This window comes from Ruegeria sp. AP7 (assembly GCF_056539905.1).
In genome coordinates this window covers 843,266-865,152 of the sequence record NZ_JBQFVT010000001.1, presented here as the reverse complement: position 1 = coordinate 865,152, position 21,887 = coordinate 843,266, and the positions used below count along the sequence as shown (strand labels likewise).

At 57.2% G+C, this 21,887-nt stretch carries 20 protein-coding genes; 12 read left to right on the top strand and 8 right to left on the bottom strand.

Annotated elements, in window-relative coordinates; translation table 11 throughout:
• Positions 1–17: 17 nt before the first annotated feature.
• The 4 genes from ACR0KN_RS04210 to ACR0KN_RS04195 all read right to left on the bottom strand — a co-directional run bounded on the left by ACR0KN_RS04210 (position 18) and on the right by ACR0KN_RS04195 (position 3,496).
• The gene (locus tag ACR0KN_RS04210; protein ID WP_480651575.1) at positions 18–1,199 is read right to left on the bottom strand and encodes an ammonium transporter; all 1,182 of its coding nucleotides are present in this window, start codon (positions 1,197–1,199) and stop codon (positions 18–20) included.
• Between the two features lie 199 nt (positions 1,200–1,398).
• Positions 1,399–1,875: a CinA family protein gene (locus ACR0KN_RS04205; RefSeq protein WP_480651573.1), complete on the bottom strand. Its 477-nt coding sequence runs from the start codon at positions 1,873–1,875 to the stop codon at positions 1,399–1,401.
• Positions 1,872–2,369, bottom strand: a complete 498-nt coding sequence (locus ACR0KN_RS04200) for a phosphatidylglycerophosphatase A family protein (RefSeq protein WP_480651571.1) — start codon at positions 2,367–2,369, stop codon at positions 1,872–1,874. Before ACR0KN_RS04200 ends, ACR0KN_RS04205 begins: the two co-directional genes overlap by 4 nt.
• Positions 2,366–3,496 (bottom strand): bifunctional 2-C-methyl-D-erythritol 4-phosphate cytidylyltransferase/2-C-methyl-D-erythritol 2,4-cyclodiphosphate synthase, encoded by a 1,131-nt coding sequence (locus ACR0KN_RS04195; RefSeq protein WP_480651569.1) that lies wholly within the window; start codon positions 3,494–3,496, stop codon positions 2,366–2,368. The genes ACR0KN_RS04200 and ACR0KN_RS04195 overlap by 4 nt, the downstream gene beginning before the upstream one ends.
• A gap of 178 nt (positions 3,497–3,674) precedes the next feature.
• Here ACR0KN_RS04195 and dusB point away from each other — a divergent pair, with 178 nt between their 5' ends.
• The 7 genes from dusB to ACR0KN_RS04160 all read left to right on the top strand — a co-directional run bounded on the left by dusB (position 3,675) and on the right by ACR0KN_RS04160 (position 12,729).
• Positions 3,675–4,658 (top strand): tRNA dihydrouridine synthase DusB, encoded by a 984-nt coding sequence (gene dusB, locus ACR0KN_RS04190; RefSeq protein WP_480651567.1) that lies wholly within the window; start codon positions 3,675–3,677, stop codon positions 4,656–4,658.
• Positions 4,655–5,734: a two-component system sensor histidine kinase NtrB gene (locus ACR0KN_RS04185; protein WP_260026300.1), complete on the top strand. Its 1,080-nt coding sequence runs from the start codon at positions 4,655–4,657 to the stop codon at positions 5,732–5,734. The genes dusB and ACR0KN_RS04185 overlap by 4 nt, the downstream gene beginning before the upstream one ends.
• Positions 5,734–7,101, top strand: a complete 1,368-nt coding sequence (locus tag ACR0KN_RS04180; RefSeq protein ID WP_170773989.1) for a response regulator — start codon at positions 5,734–5,736, stop codon at positions 7,099–7,101. The genes ACR0KN_RS04185 and ACR0KN_RS04180 overlap by 1 nt, the downstream gene beginning before the upstream one ends.
• A gap of 162 nt (positions 7,102–7,263) precedes the next feature.
• Positions 7,264–9,489 carry a sensor histidine kinase NtrY-like gene (locus ACR0KN_RS04175; RefSeq protein ID WP_480651774.1) on the top strand — a complete coding sequence of 742 codons (2,226 nt, stop codon included), beginning with the start codon at positions 7,264–7,266 and terminating at the stop codon, positions 9,487–9,489.
• Positions 9,486–10,895, top strand: coding sequence for a nitrogen assimilation response regulator NtrX (ntrX, locus tag ACR0KN_RS04170; RefSeq protein WP_480651564.1), 1,410 nt, complete (start codon positions 9,486–9,488; stop codon positions 10,893–10,895). Before ACR0KN_RS04175 ends, ntrX begins: the two co-directional genes overlap by 4 nt.
• Positions 10,896–10,904: 9 nt before the next feature.
• Entirely contained in the window at positions 10,905–11,492 is a 588-nt protein-coding gene (locus tag ACR0KN_RS04165; RefSeq protein WP_170540060.1) for a helix-turn-helix domain-containing protein, read from the top strand.
• A gap of 43 nt (positions 11,493–11,535) precedes the next feature.
• Positions 11,536–12,729: an MFS transporter gene (locus ACR0KN_RS04160; RefSeq protein ID WP_480651562.1), complete on the top strand. Its 1,194-nt coding sequence runs from the start codon at positions 11,536–11,538 to the stop codon at positions 12,727–12,729.
• Here the strand turns inward: ACR0KN_RS04160 and ACR0KN_RS04155 are convergent.
• Complete coding sequence (locus ACR0KN_RS04155; RefSeq protein WP_480651560.1) at positions 12,694–13,173, bottom strand: hypothetical protein; 480 nt, start codon at positions 13,171–13,173, stop codon at positions 12,694–12,696. The genes ACR0KN_RS04160 and ACR0KN_RS04155 overlap by 36 nt on opposite strands.
• Positions 13,174–13,269: 96 nt before the next feature.
• Between ACR0KN_RS04155 and trkA the strand changes: the two genes are divergently transcribed.
• The 5 genes from trkA to ACR0KN_RS04130 all read left to right on the top strand — a co-directional run bounded on the left by trkA (position 13,270) and on the right by ACR0KN_RS04130 (position 18,153).
• Positions 13,270–14,646: a Trk system potassium transporter TrkA gene (gene trkA, locus ACR0KN_RS04150; RefSeq protein ID WP_010440342.1), complete on the top strand. Its 1,377-nt coding sequence runs from the start codon at positions 13,270–13,272 to the stop codon at positions 14,644–14,646.
• Positions 14,646–16,187 (top strand): TrkH family potassium uptake protein, encoded by a 1,542-nt coding sequence (locus ACR0KN_RS04145; RefSeq protein WP_480651558.1) that lies wholly within the window; start codon positions 14,646–14,648, stop codon positions 16,185–16,187. Before trkA ends, ACR0KN_RS04145 begins: the two co-directional genes overlap by 1 nt.
• 132 nt (positions 16,188–16,319) lie before the next feature.
• Positions 16,320–16,559, top strand: a complete 240-nt coding sequence (gene hfq, locus ACR0KN_RS04140; protein ID WP_010440340.1) for an RNA chaperone Hfq — start codon at positions 16,320–16,322, stop codon at positions 16,557–16,559.
• A complete protein-coding gene (gene hflX / locus ACR0KN_RS04135) occupies positions 16,559–17,830 on the top strand; it encodes a GTPase HflX (RefSeq protein ID WP_480651556.1) in 1,272 nt (423 codons plus the stop codon). The genes hfq and hflX overlap by 1 nt, the downstream gene beginning before the upstream one ends.
• Before the next feature lie 32 nt (positions 17,831–17,862).
• Positions 17,863–18,153: a putative quinol monooxygenase gene (locus ACR0KN_RS04130; RefSeq protein WP_480651554.1), complete on the top strand. Its 291-nt coding sequence runs from the start codon at positions 17,863–17,865 to the stop codon at positions 18,151–18,153.
• A gap of 16 nt (positions 18,154–18,169) precedes the next feature.
• Here the strand turns inward: ACR0KN_RS04130 and ACR0KN_RS04125 are convergent, their stop codons facing one another.
• The 3 genes from ACR0KN_RS04125 to ACR0KN_RS04115 all read right to left on the bottom strand — a co-directional run bounded on the left by ACR0KN_RS04125 (position 18,170) and on the right by ACR0KN_RS04115 (position 21,872).
• A complete protein-coding gene (locus ACR0KN_RS04125) occupies positions 18,170–18,565 on the bottom strand; it encodes a nuclear transport factor 2 family protein (RefSeq protein ID WP_170540042.1) in 396 nt (131 codons plus the stop codon).
• 104 nt (positions 18,566–18,669) lie between these two features.
• Complete coding sequence (locus tag ACR0KN_RS04120) at positions 18,670–21,132, bottom strand: penicillin acylase family protein (protein WP_480651552.1); 2,463 nt, start codon at positions 21,130–21,132, stop codon at positions 18,670–18,672.
• Between the two features lie 164 nt (positions 21,133–21,296).
• The gene (locus ACR0KN_RS04115) at positions 21,297–21,872 is read right to left on the bottom strand and encodes a lipid-binding SYLF domain-containing protein (RefSeq protein ID WP_480651550.1); all 576 of its coding nucleotides are present in this window, start codon (positions 21,870–21,872) and stop codon (positions 21,297–21,299) included.
• Positions 21,873–21,887 lie beyond the last annotated feature (15 nt).

The window sequence follows — 21,887 nt, the reverse complement described above, 5'->3', positions numbered from 1 at the left end:
AGAGCGCCAAGGTGGGCCTAGCTGCTCATATCGTAGGCGCGTTCCCCATGTACCGAGAGGTCGAGCCCGTTTGTTTCGGTCTCGGCGTCTACGCGAAGCGGGGTGATGAGTGCAACCACCTTGACCAAAACAATTGTGACAACTGCCGTAAAGGCACCCACGATGACCAAGCCGCCCAGTTGCGCAGTCCAAGTTCCCAGACCGAAAAGCGCAATCATCAGAGTACCAAAGATACCCCCGACACCGTGAACGGCGAAAACGTCCAGCGTGTCGTCGATGTTCAGCTTGTTACGGATCACATTGACGGCCTCCTGACACAGGATACCGGCAACCGCACCGATGATCAGAGCCTGAACCGGACCCACAAAGCCCGAGGCCGGGGTGATCGACGCCAGACCAGCAATGGTTCCAGTAACGAGGCCGACCATCGAGGCTTTGCCAAATCGGATGCGCTCCCACAACGCCCATGTCAGCGACGCTGTTGCGGCAGACAGATGGGTGACAGTCATGGCCATCGCCGCGCCACCGTCGGCAGCCAGTTGTGAGCCGCCATTGAAACCGAACCAACCGACCCACAGCATTGCGGCACCCACCATCACATAGCCGGGGTTATGTGGAGGTGTCGTGCGATTACGGCGCGGTCCGAGGATAACTGCGATGATCAGCGCGGCCAGGCCGGCGGTTTCGTGGACGACAATGCCACCCGCAAAGTCGCGCACGCCGATTTCGCCAAGAATGCCTCCATCCGCCAGCATGCCGCCGCCCCAGATCCAATGGACAACGGGTGCATAGCAAAGCAGCATCCACAGGGACGAGAAGGTGAGGACAAAGCCAAAGCCAACACGCTCCACATATGCGCCGATGATCAGGGCAGGGGTGATGATGGCGAAGGTCATCTGGAAGGCAAAGAACAGGATCTCGGGTAAGGTTCCCGCAAGGCTATCGGCGTCCACTCCGTTCAGGAAGGCTTTGCCCAGACCGCCCCAGAGGCCGCTCTCACCCGGTCCGAAGGCGATCGAATACCCTGCGACCAACCACAGAATGCTCATCAAACAGGCAATCGAGAAGCAGTGCATGAAAACGCTGAGTACATTTCGGGCACGCACAAGCCCACCATAGAACAGGGCAAGACCCGGCAATGTCATGAACAGGACCAGTGCTGTTGCCACAATGATCCACGCTGTATCGGCTCCGTTCATGGGCCGCTCTCCTTTCCCTATTGGGGTGTCGGATGAGCAATCCAATTCTACCTCCGACACCGCTTGAGTGGTGTGGAGCGGGTTGAAGCCGAGCTGAGGTGGGGAAAAAAGAGGCAGCTATACAAAAAGCCGCCCGCTTAGGCGGCTTTTTTTCAACTGGTGATCAATTTTGCGTCCATTGGGCGTATTTGCCCTAAATTTAGGCGGACTGCGAAACGCCGCTTAGCAGCATAAGAAGTGCATGATCGCGAGCGGCTTTGCGCACGTTTCCACGCCCCAGAGCACCGAATTCGACAGTCTCGGTGCGGGTTGGTTGGCCATCTGCTGCCAAACCAAAGCAAACGCGGCCTTCGGGTTTGTGCTCGGACCCGCCGGGGCCGGCAATGCCGGTGATCGAGACTGCCAGTTGCGCCTGTGAGTGGTGCAGCGCACCCTCGGCCATCTCCTGAGCAACCTCCTCCGAGACTGCACCATGGGCCTCAAGCGTGTCGATGCGTACGCCAAGCATTTCTTGCTTGGCGGTGTTGGTGTAGGTGACAAAGCCACGCTCGACTACGGCTGAGCTGCCGGGGATGTCAGTCAGCGCGGCGGCGACCATTCCGCCGGTGCAGCTTTCGGCCGTCGCGATCATCACACCCTGCGCCTTGGCGTGGTTCAACAGGTCGATCACGGTCATAGGCCCATCACCCCATGCGCGATGCCAGCAAGGATCACGACGCCGACGGCTGCAAAGATGCCCGCGATCACGTCGTCCAGCATGACACCCATCGGATCACCGCGCCGGTCGGCCCAACCGATGGGGCCGGGTTTGGTGATGTCGAACAGCCGGAACAGCAGGAAGCCTGCGATCCAGCCAGGCCAGAGCGCCGTGATATCGATCTCATGGGCCCATGACGGGTAGGAGATCGCCCAGATTGCGATGAACTGACCTGCAACTTCATCGATGACGATCTCGGACGGGTCGTGATCATCCTGTCCTGCCGTCATCACACGCGTGGCCCAAAGGCCGCCGAAGAATGCTGTCAACGTCCCGATGACCAGTAGCGGAAAGCCGCCCAGTGTGTGCAGAACCCATGCCAGTGGCAATGCAGCCAGTGATCCCCAGGTTCCCGGGGCAGGGCGCAGATAGCCGACGCCGCCGACGGTTCCGATCAGGCGCGCCGCGGTCATGACTTCACCAGACAGGCAGTCGCAAGCGACGCAATCCCTTCGCTGCGACCGGTAAAGCCCAGCCGCTCGGATGTGGTGGCCTTGATCGAGACCTGGTCGGTCCGCAGGCCCATGATCTGTGCCATCTCGGCACGCATCGCGTCGGCATGAGGGCCGATCTTGGGATATTCGCAGACCAGCGTGCAATCGACATTCGAGATCGCATAACCCATCTGCCCGGCAAGCTCGACGGCGTGGCGCAGGAAAATCTCACTGGCCGCACCCTTCCACTGCGGGTCGGAGGGTGGGAAATGCTGCCCTATATCGCCCCGTGCCAGCGCGCCATAGATCGCGTCGGTCACCGCATGCATACCGACATCGGCATCTGAATGGCCTTGAAGCCCGCGCGAATGCGGCACTTTCACACCGCACAGGATCACGTGATCTCCGTCCCCAAATCGGTGCACGTCGTAGCCGTTGCCCAGCCTTACATCCATGTTCATACCCATTATGCGTTCCGCCCGTTCGAAATCTTCGGGCCGGGTTATTTTCAGGTTATCCGCATCGCCCGGAACGATCGCCACATCAATCCCGGCAGCACGTGCAACTTCGACGTCATCTGCCGCGCCTCCGGGATGGGAGGCGTGGGCGGCCGTGATCGCGCCATAGTGAAACCCCTGCGGCGTCTGCGCTGCGTAAAGAGCAGACCGATCCTGTGTTCCTGTCACCACCGATCCATCTCCGGTCCAGAGTGCGTCAGTGACGGCCAGGCCTGGAGCTGCCGCAGGATGTGCATCGAGCGCAGCCAGCACATCCCGGATTACCCTCGCGCTGACACAGGGACGAGCGACATCGTGGATCAAGACCTTTTCGACGCTGTGTGCTTCCAACGCCCGCAGGCCACTATGCACAGATCCGGCCCGGTCGCTGCCACCCGGCGCAAGAATAAGGTCTGTTGCAGAGAATTCTTCCCAGGCAGATGTATCGTCTTCCGCCAGAACAAGAACGATATGATCGACGAGCCCTTTGAAGCGATCAATGGTCCAATCTGCCACGCGTTGCCCGCCCAAAGCGCGCCACTGTTTGGGCACTGCGCCTCCGGCGCGCTGGCCGCGCCCGGCGGCGACGATGATGGCGGCTGTGGTCATCTGCGGGTTCTCCTGATTGGGCATTGTTTAGGGGGCGGTGAATGCAGAGGCAATCACCCACGTCAATCTGCCTAAAAATTAAGCAAATGATGATTTAGCGGGCTGGAATGCCGTCGATTTGTTGTTCATATGCTGCAATTTCGATATTAAAAGCGCAACTGCTCAAGGATTAAGCACATTGACCCTGCGTCTTGCTGAGAAGGACCTGACCCCGCCAGTGCTGCTGGCACCTATGGCCGGAATCACCGACCGGCCCTTTCGGGATCTTGTGATGCGCTTCGGTGCGGGCATGGTGGTCAGTGAAATGGTTGCCAGCCAAGAGATGGTGCAGGCCAAGCCGGGCGTCCGTGAACGGGCAGAACTGTCGGCGGATGTTGAGAGCACGGCGGTGCAATTGGCCGGTCGCGAGGCGCACTGGATGGCCGAGGCTGCCCGGCAGGTCGTCGACCGGGGCGCCCGAGTGATCGACATCAACATGGGATGTCCAGCAAAGAAGGTGACCAACGGCTATTCCGGTTCGGCCCTGCTGAAGACGCCGGATCACGCGCTGACGCTGATAGAGGCCGTGGTGGATGCCGTGGACGTACCGGTCACGTTGAAGACGCGCCTAGGGTGGGATGACAAATTGCTGAACGCGCCGGATGTGGCGCGGCGGGCGCAGGACGCTGGCATCCGGATGGTCACCATCCATGGGCGTACGCGCTGTCAGTTCTACAAAGGTCGGGCAGATTGGCAGGCGATCCGGGCGGTGAAAGAGGCGGTCTCGATCCCGGTCGTCGCAAATGGGGATATTATTGATTCGGAGGCCGCGCGAACCGCGCTGGTGCAGTCTGGTGCGGATGGCGTGATGGTGGGCCGGGGCGCGCAGGGTAAGCCATGGCTGCTGGCGCAGATCTGTCACGATCTATATGGAGCTGCGGCTCCGGACATTCCGGTGGGAGCCGACCTGATCGAGATGGTGCGCGCCCACTATCAGGCGATGCTCTCATTCTACGGTACTGAGCTGGGCTTGCGCGTCGCACGCAAGCATTTGGGATGGTACATGGATGAGGCCGGGACGTCTGCCACCTTACGGCGCGCAGTACTTACATCACGCGATACGGATGAAGTTCTGCAGCTACTGGGCGATGCTTTGAACAGCTCGGCAGAGGTGGCGGCATGACCTCGGATCAGAGCATCTGGACCTCGCTGCCGGTTCCGGCCTTTATCATCGATCCTGACGACCGCATATCGGATGTCAATTCTTCGGGTGAGGGGTTCCTGAACGCTTCGCGCAAAGCTGTAATCGGGCATCCAGTCTGGGATCAGATCGCAGTCGATGCGCCCTTGGAAGAGGCTTTCATACGCGCCCGTCAGCAGAGCACGCCCCTGTTTGTGAATGATGTGGATGTGGGCTCGGGTAATCGCGCGCCGCTGCAATGTGCCCTGCAGATCGCGCCATTAATGGGGCATCCCGGATCCATGATTATGATCATCTCACCACGTGAATTGTCTGGGCGGATGACCCGAGGCAATACCGTGAAATCGGCGGCGCAATCGGCCATTGGCATGGCCGAGATGCTGGCGCATGAAATCAAAAACCCTCTGGCCGGGATCACCGGTGCGGCACAGTTGCTCAGCATGAATATCTCACAGCAAGATCTTGAATTAACAGATCTTATTGTCGAGGAAAGCCGTCGTATTGTGAAGCTGCTGGAACAGGTGGAACAGTTCGGAAACCTGTCTCAGCCTGATTTCAAGCCTGTCAATATACACGATGTTTTGGACCGCGCGCGCAGATCGGCGCTGCTGGGGTTTGGCGCTCATATGACCATTGTTGAGGATTACGATCCATCATTGCCACTGGCATACGGAGATCCGGACCAGTTTTTGCAGGTGATTTTGAATCTGCTCAAGAACGCCTCTGAGGCTGCTGATGGCAGTGGCATAATCCGGCTTCGAACCTATTTCGAACATTCTTTCCGGCTGCGTCGCAGTGATGGTTCCGGTCACTCGCTGCCTTTGCAAATCGAGATCATCGATGACGGTCCCGGATTGCCGGAGAAAATTCAGGGCGAGATTTTCGATCCGTTTGTTTCGGGTAAAGAAAACGGAACCGGCCTGGGGCTGGCGCTGGTCAGCAAGATCATATCCGACCACGACGGATGGATATCAGCGGAATCGGTGCCTGGGCGCACAGTATTCCGCCTGTCCCTGCGACGCGCGCCACAGGGCACACATGACAAGGAGAGCATCTGATGGATGGCACAGTTCTGGTTGCCGATGACGACCGCACGATCCGCACGGTTCTAACACAGGCCCTTACGCGGGCGGGGTGCAAGGTTCATGCCACATCTTCGCTGACCACGCTCATGCGTTGGGTGGCCGAAGGCAAGGGCGACGTGGTGATCTCGGATGTAGTGATGCCGGATGGAAACGGGCTCGAGATGTTGCCAAAGATCGCACAGGATCGTCCTGGATTGCCGGTCATCGTGATCTCGGCCCAGAACACCATCATGACGGCCATTCAGGCTGCCGAGGCGGATGCCTATGACTATCTGCCCAAGCCGTTCGATTTGCCTGATCTGATGAAGCGGACCGCTCGGGCGCTTGATCAGAAACAGCATGCTCAGGTTGAGCCTGTCGAAGCCAGCGAAGATCGTCCAGACGAGTTGCCGCTTGTTGGGCGCACCCCAGTTATGCAAGCGCTCTATCGTCTCGTGGCGCGGGTGATGAACACCGATCTGTCAGTGATGATATCGGGTGAAAGTGGTACAGGTAAATCTTTGATTGCGCGCGCTATTCACGATTTTTCAGACCGTCGAACTCTGCCTTTTGTCACCGCGACTGCCGCTGATCTAAGTGATCTGGAAGGCCCGGCGCGAGTCATGGCGCGCGTGCGGGGCGGCACGCTGTTGATCGATGAGATCGCCGATATCGATGACGAGATTCAAGCCCGGATCGTGCGCATGATGGACACTCCGGGCGATCATGTGCCGCGTTTCATGGCCACCAGCCAATCTGACCTTACTGACGCAATGGAAAGCGGTCGCGTGCGGCAGGACCTTTATTATCGTCTCTGCGGTGCGACAGTACATGTTCCTGCTTTGCGAGAACGCGTTGATGATATCACGTTGCTCACCGACCATTTTCTTGCGAGGGAAGAGCGCGAAAGCGGGACGAAACGCCGCCTCAGTCCTGAAGCTGTGGAGCTTGTGCGCCGATATTCTTGGCCTGGGAATGTCCGGCAGCTGGAAAATGCCATCCGTCGTCTCAGTCTGACAAGCCGTGCAGAAGAAATCTCGCGCACCGAAGTTGAGATGGTTTTGGGCAGTCAGCCTGAGGCTGAGCCGGTTCTGGGGGATGGCGAGCGTGAAAAACTGTCAGCTTCGGTGGGGCGTCACCTGCGGCGATACTTCGATTTACACGGGAATATCCTACCACCGCCCGGGCTCTATCAGCGTATTTTGCGTGAAGTCGAAGCGCCTCTGATCGAAATTGCGCTGGATGCGACCGGTGGAAATCAAGCAAAATGTGCTGATCTTCTGGGGATTAACCGAAATACGTTGCGGAAAAAGATTACCGACCTCGATATTCAGGTGACACGCCGCCGCAAACTGATGTAATATCGCCACACAAACCGTGGCATTCGGGTTCGACCCCGGGAACGACCACGATATATGGCGGTAAGCCGCGCGAGCGGCACATCAGAATGAGGGCAGACGGTGGCAACCCGGGCACAGAACGGGCCGATCCTATCGATCAACCGGTGGCGCAAGTCCCGGAGGATGCGCAATTTCAGTACCTTGGGTCTGGTCGTGTTGGGCCCCATTCTGGCGCTGGCAACTTATCTGGTCATTGGTCCCTTTGATTTAGGCGCGGCGGCGCCGACGCTGAGGCTGATTCTGCTGGCCGATCTGGTTTATGTGCTGGTCGTCGCAGCGTTGGTGTTGGGGCAGTTATTCAGTCTGATCGCCGCCCGACGCGCGAAATCAGCAGGGTCACGGCTTCACCTGCGCCTGATTGGCGCGTTTACGCTGCTGGCTCTGGTTCCTACCGTTACGGTTGCTATTTTTGCAGGGCTTACGGTGAATATCGGCCTTGAAGGCTGGTTCTCGGATCGGGTTAGGCAGGTTGTTGGGTCATCTCTTACGGCCGCCGAAGCCTACGAACAAGAACACCGCGAAGGGCTGACGCAGGACGCGATCGTTCTGGCGCGATTTCTCGATAACGCTCGATCACTAGATTACTACATCTCAGATGCCGAATTGCGTGAGGTTCTGGCGCAGGGGCAGTCCCAGATTCAACGCGGTTTGCGTGAGGCCTATGTGATTGATGGCAGTGCTGAAATTCGGTCGCGTGGTGATCGGTCCTACCTGTTCGACTACGAGGCACCGACGCCCGAAGAGATGATTGAGGCCAATGATCAGGGTGTGGCGATTATCGCAGATTGGGAGAACAGCGAGTTCCGCGCTCTTGTACCATTGCAGGCCTATCTGGACCGATACCTATATGTCAGCCGCGAGGTTGACGGACAGCTTTTGACCCTACTGGATGAGACCAAAGAGACCGCGCAGTTTTACAGTCAGCTCGAAAGTGAGCGTGGTCGGGTACTGTTCGAGTTCGGTCTTCTGTATCTGGGTTTCGCGGTGATCCTGATATTGGCGGCTATGTCGCTGGGCATGTGGTTTGCCGAGCGCCTTTCACGTCCCGTAGGGCGGCTGACAACGGCTGCGCAACGGGTCGGTGCAGGTGATCTGAGCGTCCAGGTCATCGAAGAGGCCAGCGATGATGAAATCGCGATGCTGGGCCGATACTTCAATCAGATGACCCGCCAGTTGAAGGGGCAGCGCGATACCTTGCTGGAGAATACGCGCCAGATCGAACGCCGCCGAAGGTTGTTCGACTCGGTGCTCAGTTCGGTGACGTCGGGGGTTGTGGGCGTTGATTCCGAAGGGTGCGTAACTTTTGTGAACCGGTCCGCAGAGCGCCTGTTGGGTTGGTCGGGCGGTGAGCATCATCTTGCGATAGGCATAGCCGTGCCCGAATTCTTGCCATTGTTCGAAACGCTCAAGGACAGCGGGCAGGAGGCTGTTCAGGGCGAAGTGAAAGTGACTCGAAAGGGTCAATTAGAGAACTTGCTGGTACGCATGGCGACGCGTCGAGGTGAAGATGGCGGCTTGGAAGGCTACGTTGTGGCCTTTGACGATGTGACCGATTTGGTCAGTGCACAGCGCATGGCGGCTTGGGGCGATGTGGCCCGTCGCATTGCGCATGAGATCAAGAATCCTCTGACCCCGATCCAGCTGAGCGCCGAGCGGATCAAACGTAAGTTTTCGCGCAAGCTGGATGAAGAAGACTGCAGTAGCCTTGAATCGATGACAGATGTGATCGTGCGTCAGACCAATGATCTGCGACGGATCGTCGATGAGTTCTCGAAGTTCGCGCGGATGCCCGAGCCGGAGCGGCGCGAAGAAAACATTGTGACGCTGGTGCGTGAGGCGGTGTTGTTGCAGCAGGCGGGCCAACCCGATGTTCAGATCGACGCGGATCTGCCCGAACAGCCTATTCTGGCGGATGTGGATTCGACCATGTTGAGCCAGGCCTTGACGAACCTGATCAAGAACGCGGGCGAGGCTATTGAAACGCTGAAAGAAAAAGGCGCGCCGGACAATCTTGAACCTCAGATTAAGGTGGCGGTCAGCAATGACGATGCGGGAACGCAGATCACCATTGCCGATAACGGCATCGGCCTGCCAGAAGATCGGGCGCGGCTGTTTGAACCTTATGTAACCACGCGTGACGAAGGCACGGGCTTGGGCCTGCCTATCGTCAAAAAGATAATCGAAGAACATGGCGGAGCGCTGACATTAGAAGATGCGCCCACATTTGACGGACAGGACCATTACGGCGCGATGGCTGTCATTCGTCTTCCCGGGGCCTCAGGCGGCCCGACAGATGCGCCGGAAAAACAGGCGATTAAAACAAACAAACTGAAAGCAGGCCAAAGATGAGCGACATTCTGATCGTAGATGACGAACGCGATATTCGCGAATTGGTGTCCGATATTCTAGAGGACGAAGGCTATTCCACACGGCTGGCGGCAAACTCGGATGAGTGCATGTCGTCGATCAATGCCGAACCTCCCGGACTGTTGATCCTGGATATCTGGCTGAAAGACAGTCGTATGGATGGGATTGACATCCTGAAGGCGGTGAAACGCGACAACCCGGATGTGCCGGTGGTGATCATTTCCGGGCACGGCAATATCGAGATTGCGGTCGCGGCGATCAAACAGGGGGCATACGATTTTATCGAAAAGCCTTTTAATATTGATCAGTTGATGGTGGTTATCCGCCGCGCGATGGAAACTTCGCGCCTGCGCCGCGAGAATGCTTCGTTGAAGCGGCAGGAAGTCAGCTGTTCCGATATGATCGGCAAATCGGCTTCGTTCCGGGCGATGCAGGGGCAGTTGGATAAGGTGACCAAGTCCAATGGTCGGGTCATGCTCAGCGGTCCGGCGGGCTCGGGCAAAGAGATAGCAGCACGTTATATCCATGCCCATTCCAATCGCGCCAATGCACCATTCGTGACGGTTAACTGCGCCGGGATCGAGCCTGAGAGGGTCGAAGAGGTTCTGTTCGGCCGTGAATCCACGGAGCGTGGTGTCGAGTCAGGTCTGCTGGAAGAGGCCCATGGCGGGGTCGTCTATTTCGACGAAGTCGCTGATATGCCGCTGGGAACGCAGTCCAAAATCTTGCGTGTGCTGGTCGATCAGCAGTTCCAGCGCGTCGGCGGGTCAGACAAAGTGAGGGTTGATCTGCGCGTCATCTCTTCGACCAACCGCGATCTGGAACAGGAAATTGCAGCAGAGCGTTTCCGCGAAGAACTGTATCATCGTCTGAACGTTGTACCGATCTCAGTTCCATCTCTGGAAGAGCGCCGCGAAGACATTCCGGTTTTGGCGCAGCATTTTATCGAGATGTGCAACGACACGCAGGGCCTGCCAGTGCGTGAACTTTCCGATGAGGCCGTCGCGCTGCTTCAAACGATGACATGGCCGGGCAATGTGCGTCAGCTCAAGAACCTGATCGAACGGGTACTGATCCTTGGGGATAGTACCGGCCCGATTGAGGCACGCGAACTGCCCAATGAAGAAGAAAAGGCAGATGAAACCGGACGGGTGGTCCTGTCCGGTGCTCTGGCAACGCTGCCGCTTCGCGAGGCCCGCGAAGCATTCGAGCGTGAGTATCTGCTGACTCAGATCAATCGGTTTGGTGGTAACATCAGCCGCACTGCCAGCTTCGTCGGCATGGAGCGCAGCGCCTTGCACCGCAAACTCAAGTCCTTGGGGGTCGTGACCTCAAACAAGTCAGGTGCGAGGGTGGCGCAGATTGATGAGCCCGAACCCGCAGAGTGATTTGCTTCAATGACCGCAGATTGCTCGAAGACCACAGCCGTTTCCATTGGTTTTCCAGCCTTTGGAAAGCGGCTGAAACGGCTGCGCCGCGTGGTTGGTCTGAAGCAATCTGCCCTTGCTGATCTGATCGAGGTTGATCAGGCCACAATTTCTCGGTGGGAAAATGGTGGCCAAACCCCTTCGGCCCATGTTCAACAGGTTGTTTTTGCGGCGCTTGGTCCGGCAAAGGCACAAGATTCCGCGCTTAAACGTCTGGTGGTAAACTCGTCCGAGTGCCTACACCTTGTTGAAGAAGCCACACACACTTGCCTTGCCTATTCGGCCAGTCGTGCACGAGATTGGAAAACCTCTCAGCACGCGTTGCTGGGTGTATCACTCTGGCAATTTGCGACGGATGAGATCCGACAGGCCGAGGCGGAACTGCAACTCGATGGTTGGTGGGATTTGCACTCGCCTGCGCCCAAGGCGTTTCTGACCTCGGAAGCCGTGCATGACCAAATCAGAATCAGCGCTGGACGGATCGTTTGGGAGCGATTGTATCTTTCGGATGGCACCCCGGTTCGTCTGGTCAGCGGTCGGCGAGAGGGTGCCGCATAATTTATGCGTTCCGCTGGTGTGTAGGTCGCGATAGACCGAGTTCATGAGCGACTCTTTCCGAACATTTCTGCAAGTTTTGCTGATTTGGTTCGCAGGCCTCGGGGCTGCGACCCAGTTTGCCAAGATCGCCGTTCCGTTTGCTGACATAGGATTGCTTTATCCCGATCATGCGGCGGTGATCGGCTGGCTGCTATCGATTATCAGCCTGATGGGAGCAGCGCTGGGTGCGATGTCGGGTGCGATTGCGGCGCGGATCGGGCCAAACCGTCTGCTTTTGTCGGGTTTGGTTCTTGGGGGTGCATTGTCAATATTGCAAGCAAGTCTGCCGGGATTCCAATTGATGTTGCTCAGCCGGGTGGTCGAAGGGCTATCCCATCTTGCGATTGTTGTCGCGGCACCGACCTTGATTGCACAGATCACAACCGGTCGCGCTAGGTACAACTCTATGGTGCTATGGAGTACGTTTTTTGGCGTAGCCTTTGCGTTGAATGCCTGGTTCGGGTTGCCAATTGTCGACCGCTATGGATTGCCGGTGTATTTTGCCCTGCATGGCGGATTGATGTTGGTGATTGCCGCGCTGATAGCGTTCAGCAAATTGAAGATCGACATAGATCAGCCAGCCGGCACGAGGTGGAGTTTATCTTCTTTGCTTGGTGTGCACCTAAGGACCTATCGCTCGCCATTCATCTCGGCTCCGGCGATCGGATGGTTCTTCTACACGCTCACTTTCGTCTCACTTCTGGCAATTCTGCCGGGGCGCTTACCCGAAGGGCAGGGTGCATCGATCGCAGCATTGATGCCGTTGGCCGGGATCGTGTTGTCATGGTTGCTGGTACCGCTGCTTTTGACCGTGCTGTCCTGCGTCAGTGTCGTGAATCTGGGATTCGCCATGGGGATTCTGACGATCATTTCGCTGTTTCTGGGGGCTCCGCTTGCCTTCGGATGCATCGCATTGTTTGCGGTTCTTGGGCTTGTTCAGGGCGGTAGTTTCGCTGCTGTGCCCGAGTTGAACGACACAGCCGAGACCCAGGCGTTAAGCTACGGCGCAATGGCGCAGATGGGGAATGCTGGAAATCTGCTAGGGACGCCAGTTTTACTGGCAGTTCTTTTGGGCGCGAAAGAGGTCGGTATGTTTTTGGCCGTGGCTGCATTCTATGGCATCGCCATATTTGTTCATCTCGCGCTGGCCAAGCGTCGCAAATCAGCCGGCTTGTCCCGGGGTGATGATTTGAAATGACCCGTCTTCAAATTTCACGAAACACGACTCAGTGCTCAGCGGTGGAAGAGTTGTGGTACGTGCGGGTGCAACCCGCGATTTGACACCTTGTTTGCAAGGCGGCAGGCTGACCGGGCGGTACCCTTTCTGTGCCATACACTGTGCCTCGACCTTGTTTCTTAGCCCCTGATTCACGTCAACGGTATAGATCCGTCCGGGTTCCCACCATCCAGGGTTGCGATAGCAACGCCCACGGCCATCACAATAGGTGCGCCCGGGCCAGTATACCGGTGGGCTCTGACGGACCTGATTGGCGACAGGGGCGTCTTTAAGAGCTTTCACCTGACAGTTCGTGGTTTCGGTCTGCATGCGCGCAACGCTTTCGCCCTCGCGGTAATACAGCGAAAGCGGACCACAGGCAGACAGTGTCAGCAAGCAAATCAGAGTGGGCAGAATTGATTTCATACAGTTACTTTGGCTCAGCTTGTCATCCATGACAATTCAATTGACCGCTTTGGGGGCATCTGTCATTCAAAGATTTCAGGCAGAAAGGCCAAGAGTATGAAGGTCATCATATGCGGTGCCGGCCAAGTGGGCTGGCAGATTGCGCGTCACCTTTCGGGCGAACTGAACGATGTAACGGTGGTCGACAACAACCCTGATCTGGTGCGTCGCGCGACTGAGACGCTGGACGTGCAGGGGATCGCCGGATTCGCCAGTTATCCGGATGTACTGGATCGGGCAGGGGCCCGCGACGCTGATATGATCATTGCTGCGACCCATTCGGACGAGGTGAACATGGTCACCTGCCAGATGGCGCACTCGGTTTTTTCGATCCAGCGCAAGATCGCGCGTCTGAGGTCTAAATCCTATCTCGAAGCGATTCACTCCGATCTTTATCGCCGCGATCATCTGCCCATCGACGTGGTAATTAGCCCTGAACGCGAGGTCGCTGCCGCAGCAATGCGCCGTCTGTCGGCTCCGTCGGCTTTCGATACCGAGATTTTCATGGACGGTAAGGCGCAGCTGCTGGGTATTCGGGTCGAAGAAGACTGTCCAATCGTCAACACTCCGCTTCGCCAGCTGACTGATTTGTTCTCGACGCTCAGTTCAATCGTTGTTGGTGTTCGTCGTGAAGGGACGTTGTTCGCGCCTGAATCCGAGGATCAGCTGTTTGTTGGCGACGAATGCTATGTCTTTACCAGCGTCAAGGATGTGGACCGCACGATGGAGGTGTTCGGCAAAGCCCAACGTCAGCAAGATCGAGTCGTCATCGTGGGTGGCGGAAATGTCGGGTTGGAAGTTGCGCGCACGCTGGAAGAACGTGAAAGCCGCGTCCGCGCCAAGATCATCGAGCGCGACCGCCGATGCGCGGAGATCGCTGCCGAGGGGCTGGAGCGCACCATTGTATTGAATGGCGACGGTCTGGATTCGTCTTTGCTGAGCGAGGCAGGTATTGAACGCGCCGATGCGATGCTGGCAGTCACAGACGACGATCGCACCAACATGTTGGCTGCGGTGCGTGCCAAGGGCGAGGGCTGCCCGCTGGCCATCGCTTTGATCAATGACCCCAGTATGGTCGCCCTTATGGGGCCGCTGGGAATCGACGCGTATATCAATCCGCGTGCGACAACAGTAAGTTCGATCCTGCGCCACATCCGTCACGGTCGGGTGCGTCAGGTTTATTCTATTGGCGACGCCGAAGCCGAAGTTATTGAGGCCGAAGTCCTGTCGACTTCTCCGATGGCGGGGCAAAAGCTGCGTGATATTGATTTCCCCGAGGGCGTATTGGTCGGTGCCGTCCGCAAAGGAGACGAGGTGCTGCGCCCAACTGGAAGCCTCCGCATTGACGAGAAGGATGTCGTTGCAATCTTTGCTATGGCCAAAGACGTGCCCGAGGTTGAACGTCTGATGCAGGTCTCGATCGATTTCTTCTGATGTTGCAGGCACGTGGACAGCAACGGATCGGAGTATTGCGGCGACTACCGCTGTTGCTGATGATCTGGGGAATTGTCGCGCTGTCGATGTGGATTCCCGCTGCCTACGCGCTGGCACTGGATGATCACGATACCTCACGATCTTTCTTTTATTCCGGGCTGTTAGGTGTGTTCGCTGTCTTGATCATTGCGCTTGCGATGTCGAACCGAAAACCCCGGCGCGGGACGCTTGGCCAATTGGCGGTTCTACTTGCCGCGTTCACCTTGTTGCCGATCTTTCTGGCCATACCGTTTCATGATGCGCTGGGAACAACCAGTTTTCTAAATGCTTATTTTGATATGGTCAGTGCGCTGACAACAACCGGCGCTGACCTGTTCCCGGATCCCCAGCGTCTGTCTGCACCGCTGCATTTGTGGCGCGCTTTGGTTGGATGGATGGGGGGGCTGTTGATGTGGATTTCTGCAGCGGCGATCCTCGCGCCTTTGTCGTTGGGTGGATTCGAGGTAACCGCAAAAGGGCAACCTGGTCGACCGGTCTCGGGCGTTGCCCAAAGCGAAAAGACCGATCCAAGAGGCCATCTGATCCGCGTGTCGCGCGCTTTGGCTCCGATTTATGCCGGATTGACAGCGGTGATCTGGGTTCTTTTGCTGATCGCAGGCGAACAAGGCTTAACCGCAGTGTGCCACGCGATGTCGGTGATGGCGACCTCGGGTATTTCGCCTGTGGGCGGGCTGGAAGGATCAACAGCAGGTATAACCGGCGAAGCTATCATGTTCCTGTTCCTTTTCTTCGCGTTGTCGCGGCTGACCTTTTCGACCGATACAGCGACCTCGGGCTATTCGCGGCTGGACAAAGACCCTGAGTTTCGGATCGGTATCTTTATCGTGCTGTCGGTTGCGGTATTGTTGTTTATCCGAGTTCTGGCGGGAACGGCCGAGCTTGGTATTCAGATCGAGATTGTGCAGGCGTTGCACGTGGCTTGGGGCATGGTGTTCACTGGAATGTCTTTCCTGACAACAGCCGGATTTGAAAGCGCGAATTGGAACGATGCGCAGCAACTATCGGGCCTCGGGACACCTGGTTTGATCCTGATGGGTTTGGCGTTGATTGGCGGCGGTGTTGCAACAACCGCAGGAGGGGTCAAACTGCTGCGCGTTTTTGCACTTTATCTGAATGGTAAGCGCGAAATTGACCGACTGATCTATCCGTCTTCTGTCAGCGGCGAAGGCGGAGGCAACCGACGTATCCAAAGCGACGGGGCCTTCATCGCCTGGATCTTCCTGATGATGTTTGCTTTGACGTTGGCTCTGTTCGATTTGCTGCTGGCCGCCATGGGTGTCGGGTTTGAGCAGGCGATGGTGCTGAGCGTTGCGGCGCTGAGCACAACGGGGCCGCTGATTGAATTGGCAACTGATGTCCCCATTCGACTTATTGATCTGTCAGGTGCAGCCAAACTGACAGTTTGCGCTGCGATGGTTATTGGCCGTTTGGAAACCCTGGCGATCGTCGCACTGATTACACCAACCCTGTGGCGCGATTGACCCTGCGGCAGGCGTCTGCTGTTACTGCATGATTTTTCATCTGGAATATCTGCGCGCACCACTCCATACTCCGCCGGAGGGAGCGCGTTGGTCCGCAGCGCGTAGCAAGAACAATGGCGAGATTAAAACAATATGGCTTCGGACAGACAGAATCTGCAGGACGCGTTCCTGAATAATGTACGGAAAGCAAAAGTCCCGGTCACGATATTCCTGATCAATGGCGTGAAATTGCAGGGTGTAATCACCTGGTTCGATAATTTTTGTGTGTTGTTGCGCCGCGACGGACAGTCGCAGCTGGTCTACAAACACGCGATTTCGACCATCATGCCGTCACAGCCGATCAGCCTGTATGAGGGCGAAGACGCCTCTTGATGGAACATGATAGGACGCGCACCCGCGCTTGGGTGCTGCATCCGGAAATCAAATCAGATGAACAGCGCCGCGTTCCAGAACCGGCGCTGGAAGAGGCGGTGGCATTGGCTGCCGCTTTGCCCGATCTGGATGTGGTCGGGTCCGAAGTTGTACGTTTACAGCGGGCTCAGGCGGGATTGCTGTTCGGCAGCGGCAAGATCGAAGAGTTGGGTGAGCGTTTCCACGAGAACGAAGTGGAACTGGTTCTGATCGACGGGCCAGTCACGCCTGTTCAGCAACGAAATCTTGAAAAGGCCTGGAAGGTCAAAATCCTCGATCGAACCGGGCTGATCCTGGAGATTTTCAGTGATCGTGCGCGTACCCGTGAAGGGGTGCTACAAGTCGAGATGGCGGCACTCAGCTATCAACGAACGCGATTGGTGCGGGCCTGGACCCACCTTGAACGGCAGCGTGGCGGATTGGGATTTGTCGGCGGGCCGGGTGAAACCCAGATCGAAGCGGACCGCCGTGCGATCGATGAACAATTGGTGCGTCTACGGCGGCAGCTGCAGAAAGTAGTCAAGACCCGCACGTTGCACCGCGCCGCACGGGCCAAGGTTCCGTACCCAATCGTTGCATTGGTCGGCTACACCAACGCCGGAAAGTCCACGCTATTCAATGGCCTGACCGGGGCCAAGGTGATGGCGAAAGATATGCTCTTTGCCACGCTTGATCCCACGATGCGGCGGGTCGAACTGCCGGATGGTCCCGAAGTGATCCTTTCGGACACAGTGGGTTTCATTTCGAACCTGCCGACAGAACTGGTCGCTGCATTCCGCGCCACGCTGGAAGAGGTGTTGGGTGCCGATCTTGTGGTTCATGTTCGAGATATTAGTCACGAAGAAACCGAAGCGCAGGCACAGGATGTCGAGACGATTTTGACCTCTCTTGGGGTCGAGGATGACCGGCCCCGGCTGGAAGTCTGGAACAAAATTGATCTTCTCAGCCCCGAGGACCGCCAGGCCACGCTGGCTCGAGCCGAGCGTGATCCGGCAATATTTGCGATTTCGGCTGTAACGGGCGAGGGGATTGCTCCTCTTTTGTCTGAAATTGCCACGATCCTGCAGGGCGCCCGGCATGAATCCACACTCTCATTGACGTTCGCTGAAGGCCAAAAGCGGGCATGGTTGTTTCGTCAGGAAGTCGTGAGATCTGAAGAGCAGACCGAGGATGGTTTCGAAATCACTGTGCTTTGGACTGACAAACAAGCGGCCCGCTTTGCCGCGCTTTGAAGTTTGGACCCATTCAATAAAAAGGGTTGTCGATGACACAGGCTGAAAAGAAGGTTCATTTGCGCGGTCATATTACGGTGCCTCAGGACCGGTTGGAACAGGTGCGGCAAGCGCTGCCTGCTCATATTTCACTGACTCGTGCAGAGGCGGGGTGTATCTCATTCGAGGTCTGCGAAGATGCCAACCAGCCCGGTCGGTTTGAAGTGTCCGAGGTGTTTGCAAACAGGGCGGCCTTTGAGGCGCACCAGGACAGGACGAAAAACTCGGACTGGTATCGGATCACACAAGGCATTCCCCGTGAATACATTGTGACTTCAGAGTAAGGCGCGCGGACGTGTTTCAGACACCATCTATCTGGCTTTGCCGCTCTTGCGCATCGAACCATTCCAGCGAAGTTTTGATCTTGTTGTCCGATGTCAGTTCCCACTGCTCCCATCCACGCGTGACAACGCGGTTTCCAGTGGCGTGATGATGCCCTTCGAGCGTTCTGACGAACAGGGCATGTGGTCCAGCCCACCGCATCATGTCGCAACGTACTTCCAGATCGGGAAAATCCGCATAAAGACGACGCGCCATTTCAGCGATTGCGGCATGTCCTTGCAGAGGTTCGCCACGATTGATGCTGATTTGACCATCCGGCGAAAAGAAGCTGGCAACCGCGTCTGGGTCGCCTGAACTCCACGCAACGGCATAGTCGCGCGCCAGATTATTCAAAATATCGCGAAGGCTGCCCATGCATTTCCCCCTTTGGTGCGATGCGACGGCCCATTGATTTTAGGCGAATTCAATCAACCACGTCCACGCGGCACGTAAAAAGGGGCGGGGAATTGCCGATACTGTCAGCGTGGGTTGAGCACGGTCACACCAACTGCCGCGGCGCGGGCAAGACCGATATCCAACGACATGGGAATGTATTCGCCCCGGCGCCACAACTGGGCCTGATCATCGTAGTAGCGCGACAAAAAATGGCCAGACTGACCAGTGGCCGTGATGAATACTGAACTGTCCGGATCGGCGAAATCATATACGCCACGATATCCTGCACCGTGCACATTCTGGAATGGATCTGGACCTTCGCCCGAAGTGCGGCCGCGCAACAAGGTATTGTCGCCGCCACTGGTCGACTGGCGGATGTTTACGAAGAAACGCAGTACCGGTACTTCGCCCAGCACGGGGTGGTCGTGGGTCGCCTGATGGGCATCACCCCAACGCAAAGATTCCAGCGCTGAACCATATCGTTCCGAAATCCAGATGATTGCGTCATCCAGCGCCAGCCGAGCCATGTCTGTGCATGTCTCAGCCGGGGCGCTCTGACGCACGTCGCACCAGACCGAAGCGTCATCGATATCACGGTAGACACGCTCGATGAACAATGGTTCGACATGTTTGTATTCCGCCGCCAAGGGGCCAAGCTCATCCGATATCAGACGGATTTGCAGTGCCCGCAGCCAGGCGGCGTAGATCAACGGTTCGGGTAGGTGCTCATTCATCTCGCCATTCCAGTTGGCCAGCAAATCCAGCGCGATTTGCCGCTGACGTTCCGGTGTGCCTTCAGGCGCGGACTCTCCGGTGAACCAGAGATCAGCACCGATCAGCGGCAACAAGGATCGAGCCGTAAAGCTGACCGTATCCAGCTGCGCCTCGATAAAGCTGTCGCGGGTGTGCACTTCGCGCGATTGCATCAGGCGTTCCCAACGGTGAACGCGCTGGGTGTCACCCCACTCATATGAGACATGATCGGGGAAGGGGCGATCAATGATCTTGTTATTTGTATTGCCCAGTACGCCGCCGGCTGGAGCAACAAATTCCGGGTTGTCCGCATAAGGCAACCGACCTTGCCAGCGGTTTCGTTCCAGCCACCCGGGGGTTGGAATACGGCCACGACTTTGGTTGTTAAGGTCTCGCCGGGGCATGGCACCGATCAGTTTCAAACCGATCGTGTTTCGATCGACCAATGACAGGTTCTGTGACGGCGCGATGTAATCTTCAGCTATATTGATGGCCTGCCGAACGGTATCGGCATTCATCAGCGCCAAAGATGCACTCATGGAGGTGTCGCGGGGACTGAGCGCACTCCATGACAGGGAGGCCACATGCCCCGGAGGCGTAATGGTTTCCAGATGGTAATGCGTGCCCGGCAGAACGGGGCCGTTCTCGGTCCAACGCAGGGTCAAAGTGATCGGGGTCGCGTCCTTAATCTCGATGATCGAAGGCCGGGTTTGGAAGCGCTTATATCCGTCTGGGGTCAGGTATTCTTCTGGGTTGTCTGGGTTCAACTGTTCGATATGGACGTCCTGATCGTCCAGATAAGATGAGGTCAGACCCCATCCCAAGCGCTCGCTTCGCCCGGCTGAAATCGCGGGAATCCCAGGGATCGTCGCGCCAATAACTCCGCCTTTAGCAAGCTCCAGCCGGGCCAGGTACCAGATGCCGGGTGCGGTGAAGCCCAGATGGGGGTCGTTGGCCAATAAGGTGCCACCGCTGGCCGAACGAGACGGCGCGGCGGTCCAGGCATTTGACGCCCCTGCCAATCCGCGCCGGGGGAAGGGTGACAGCGGTGTGTCAGGCATCGAAGCTCCCTGCGCATACCGCGGAAGGTTCGGAAACAGAGCAGCATATTCGGGCAGAGCAGCGATCCCGGGGCCAGGGACGTCGGGCAGAATGTCAGCCAAACGTGCTGGGTCGTCCAATATCAGAGAAGTTCGGGCACGCAGAACCTCATCCGCAAGGTGGCCGGACAACTGCAAACTCATCAGTTTCATGATGGCCAGACTGTCGCCGGGCTGCCATGGCGGGACTGGCGCGTTGAACAAGAACATCTCGGGCGCGCCACGACCTAGCGCCTGTTCGTTTATTTCGGTCAGCCGGGCGTTAATTCCAGCAGAATAGGCGCGCAATGCGGCAAGCGTGTAATCGTCTTGTACGTCGACAGATCGATGGGCAAGGCCATAAAGGTCCAGTCGTCGCAAGAGCTTGTCGATATGGACTGTTCGCTGGCCGAATATTTCGGACAATCGGCCCTGTACGGTCCGGCGCAGAACGGTCATTTGCCAAAGCCGGTCCTGCGCATGGGCATATCCAAGGCCAAAGAATACATCCGGGTCGGACTGGCCCATGACATGTGGTACGTTCGCGGTGTCGCGGACGATCTCGACGGGAGCGGTAATCCCTTCAACTTCAAGGGTTTGATCATATTCGGGCAGGGATTGGCTGGCCAGAAAATAGATCAGCCCAATTGCTGCGACCAAAAGCAGGATCAGGCCCGTCGTAATTCTCACCAGCCAGCGAAAGACCAGACCCATCTGTCCCCCAAGAAATCTGTATATTCGTTTGCGCAGAGGTTACTGGAAGCCCATCCGGACCGAAAGAGGAATGCCACAGGAATATGTGTGAAATCCATAAAATCTAAAAGCCCTGCCACAAGATGTAGCAGGGCTTCTCTGAGGGGGAAGGGGGGGCTCGTAAATCAGGGAATAATGCGGGTGTATTTGGTGCCTTCTATGGTTGCACCGAATTTCAGACCCGCCTGCCCAAAGACCGCTGCCAGCACGGGTTTGCCCAATTGATTGGTATCTGTCGAAAGCGACTCACCGGTTGCGTCAACGACATATCCGATATCGGCGCCTGCGGTCCAACCGCTGGATCGGCGGAAGTCATTCAGCGCCTCCTCGGTCATGAAGAATAGAACATGTGCATATTGTTGTGCGCCGATCTGTAGGCCCGCCGTGCCGGATATGGCCGAATAGTAATCAACTGTAGCACCCTGAATGCGCAGCGCACCCTGACCATAGGCACCACCGAAGAAGATTAACCCGGCGTCGGTGATCAATGGCATGACCAGCATCCCGTTAGCCTTGTTGGCGATATCAACGGTATTAGGGTATTTGCTGTACATTTCGTTTAGCGTCGCATCAACACGGGCATCAAGCGCCACCGCATTGGAATTCCCGACGCCATTGCCGCAGGCGGCTGTTAGCGTCAGTCCGGCCATGCCAAATGCAAAGCCGCGACGGCTTAGTCGGAGGGAGTTTGAGCTGCTCATGTTTCTCTGTCTCTA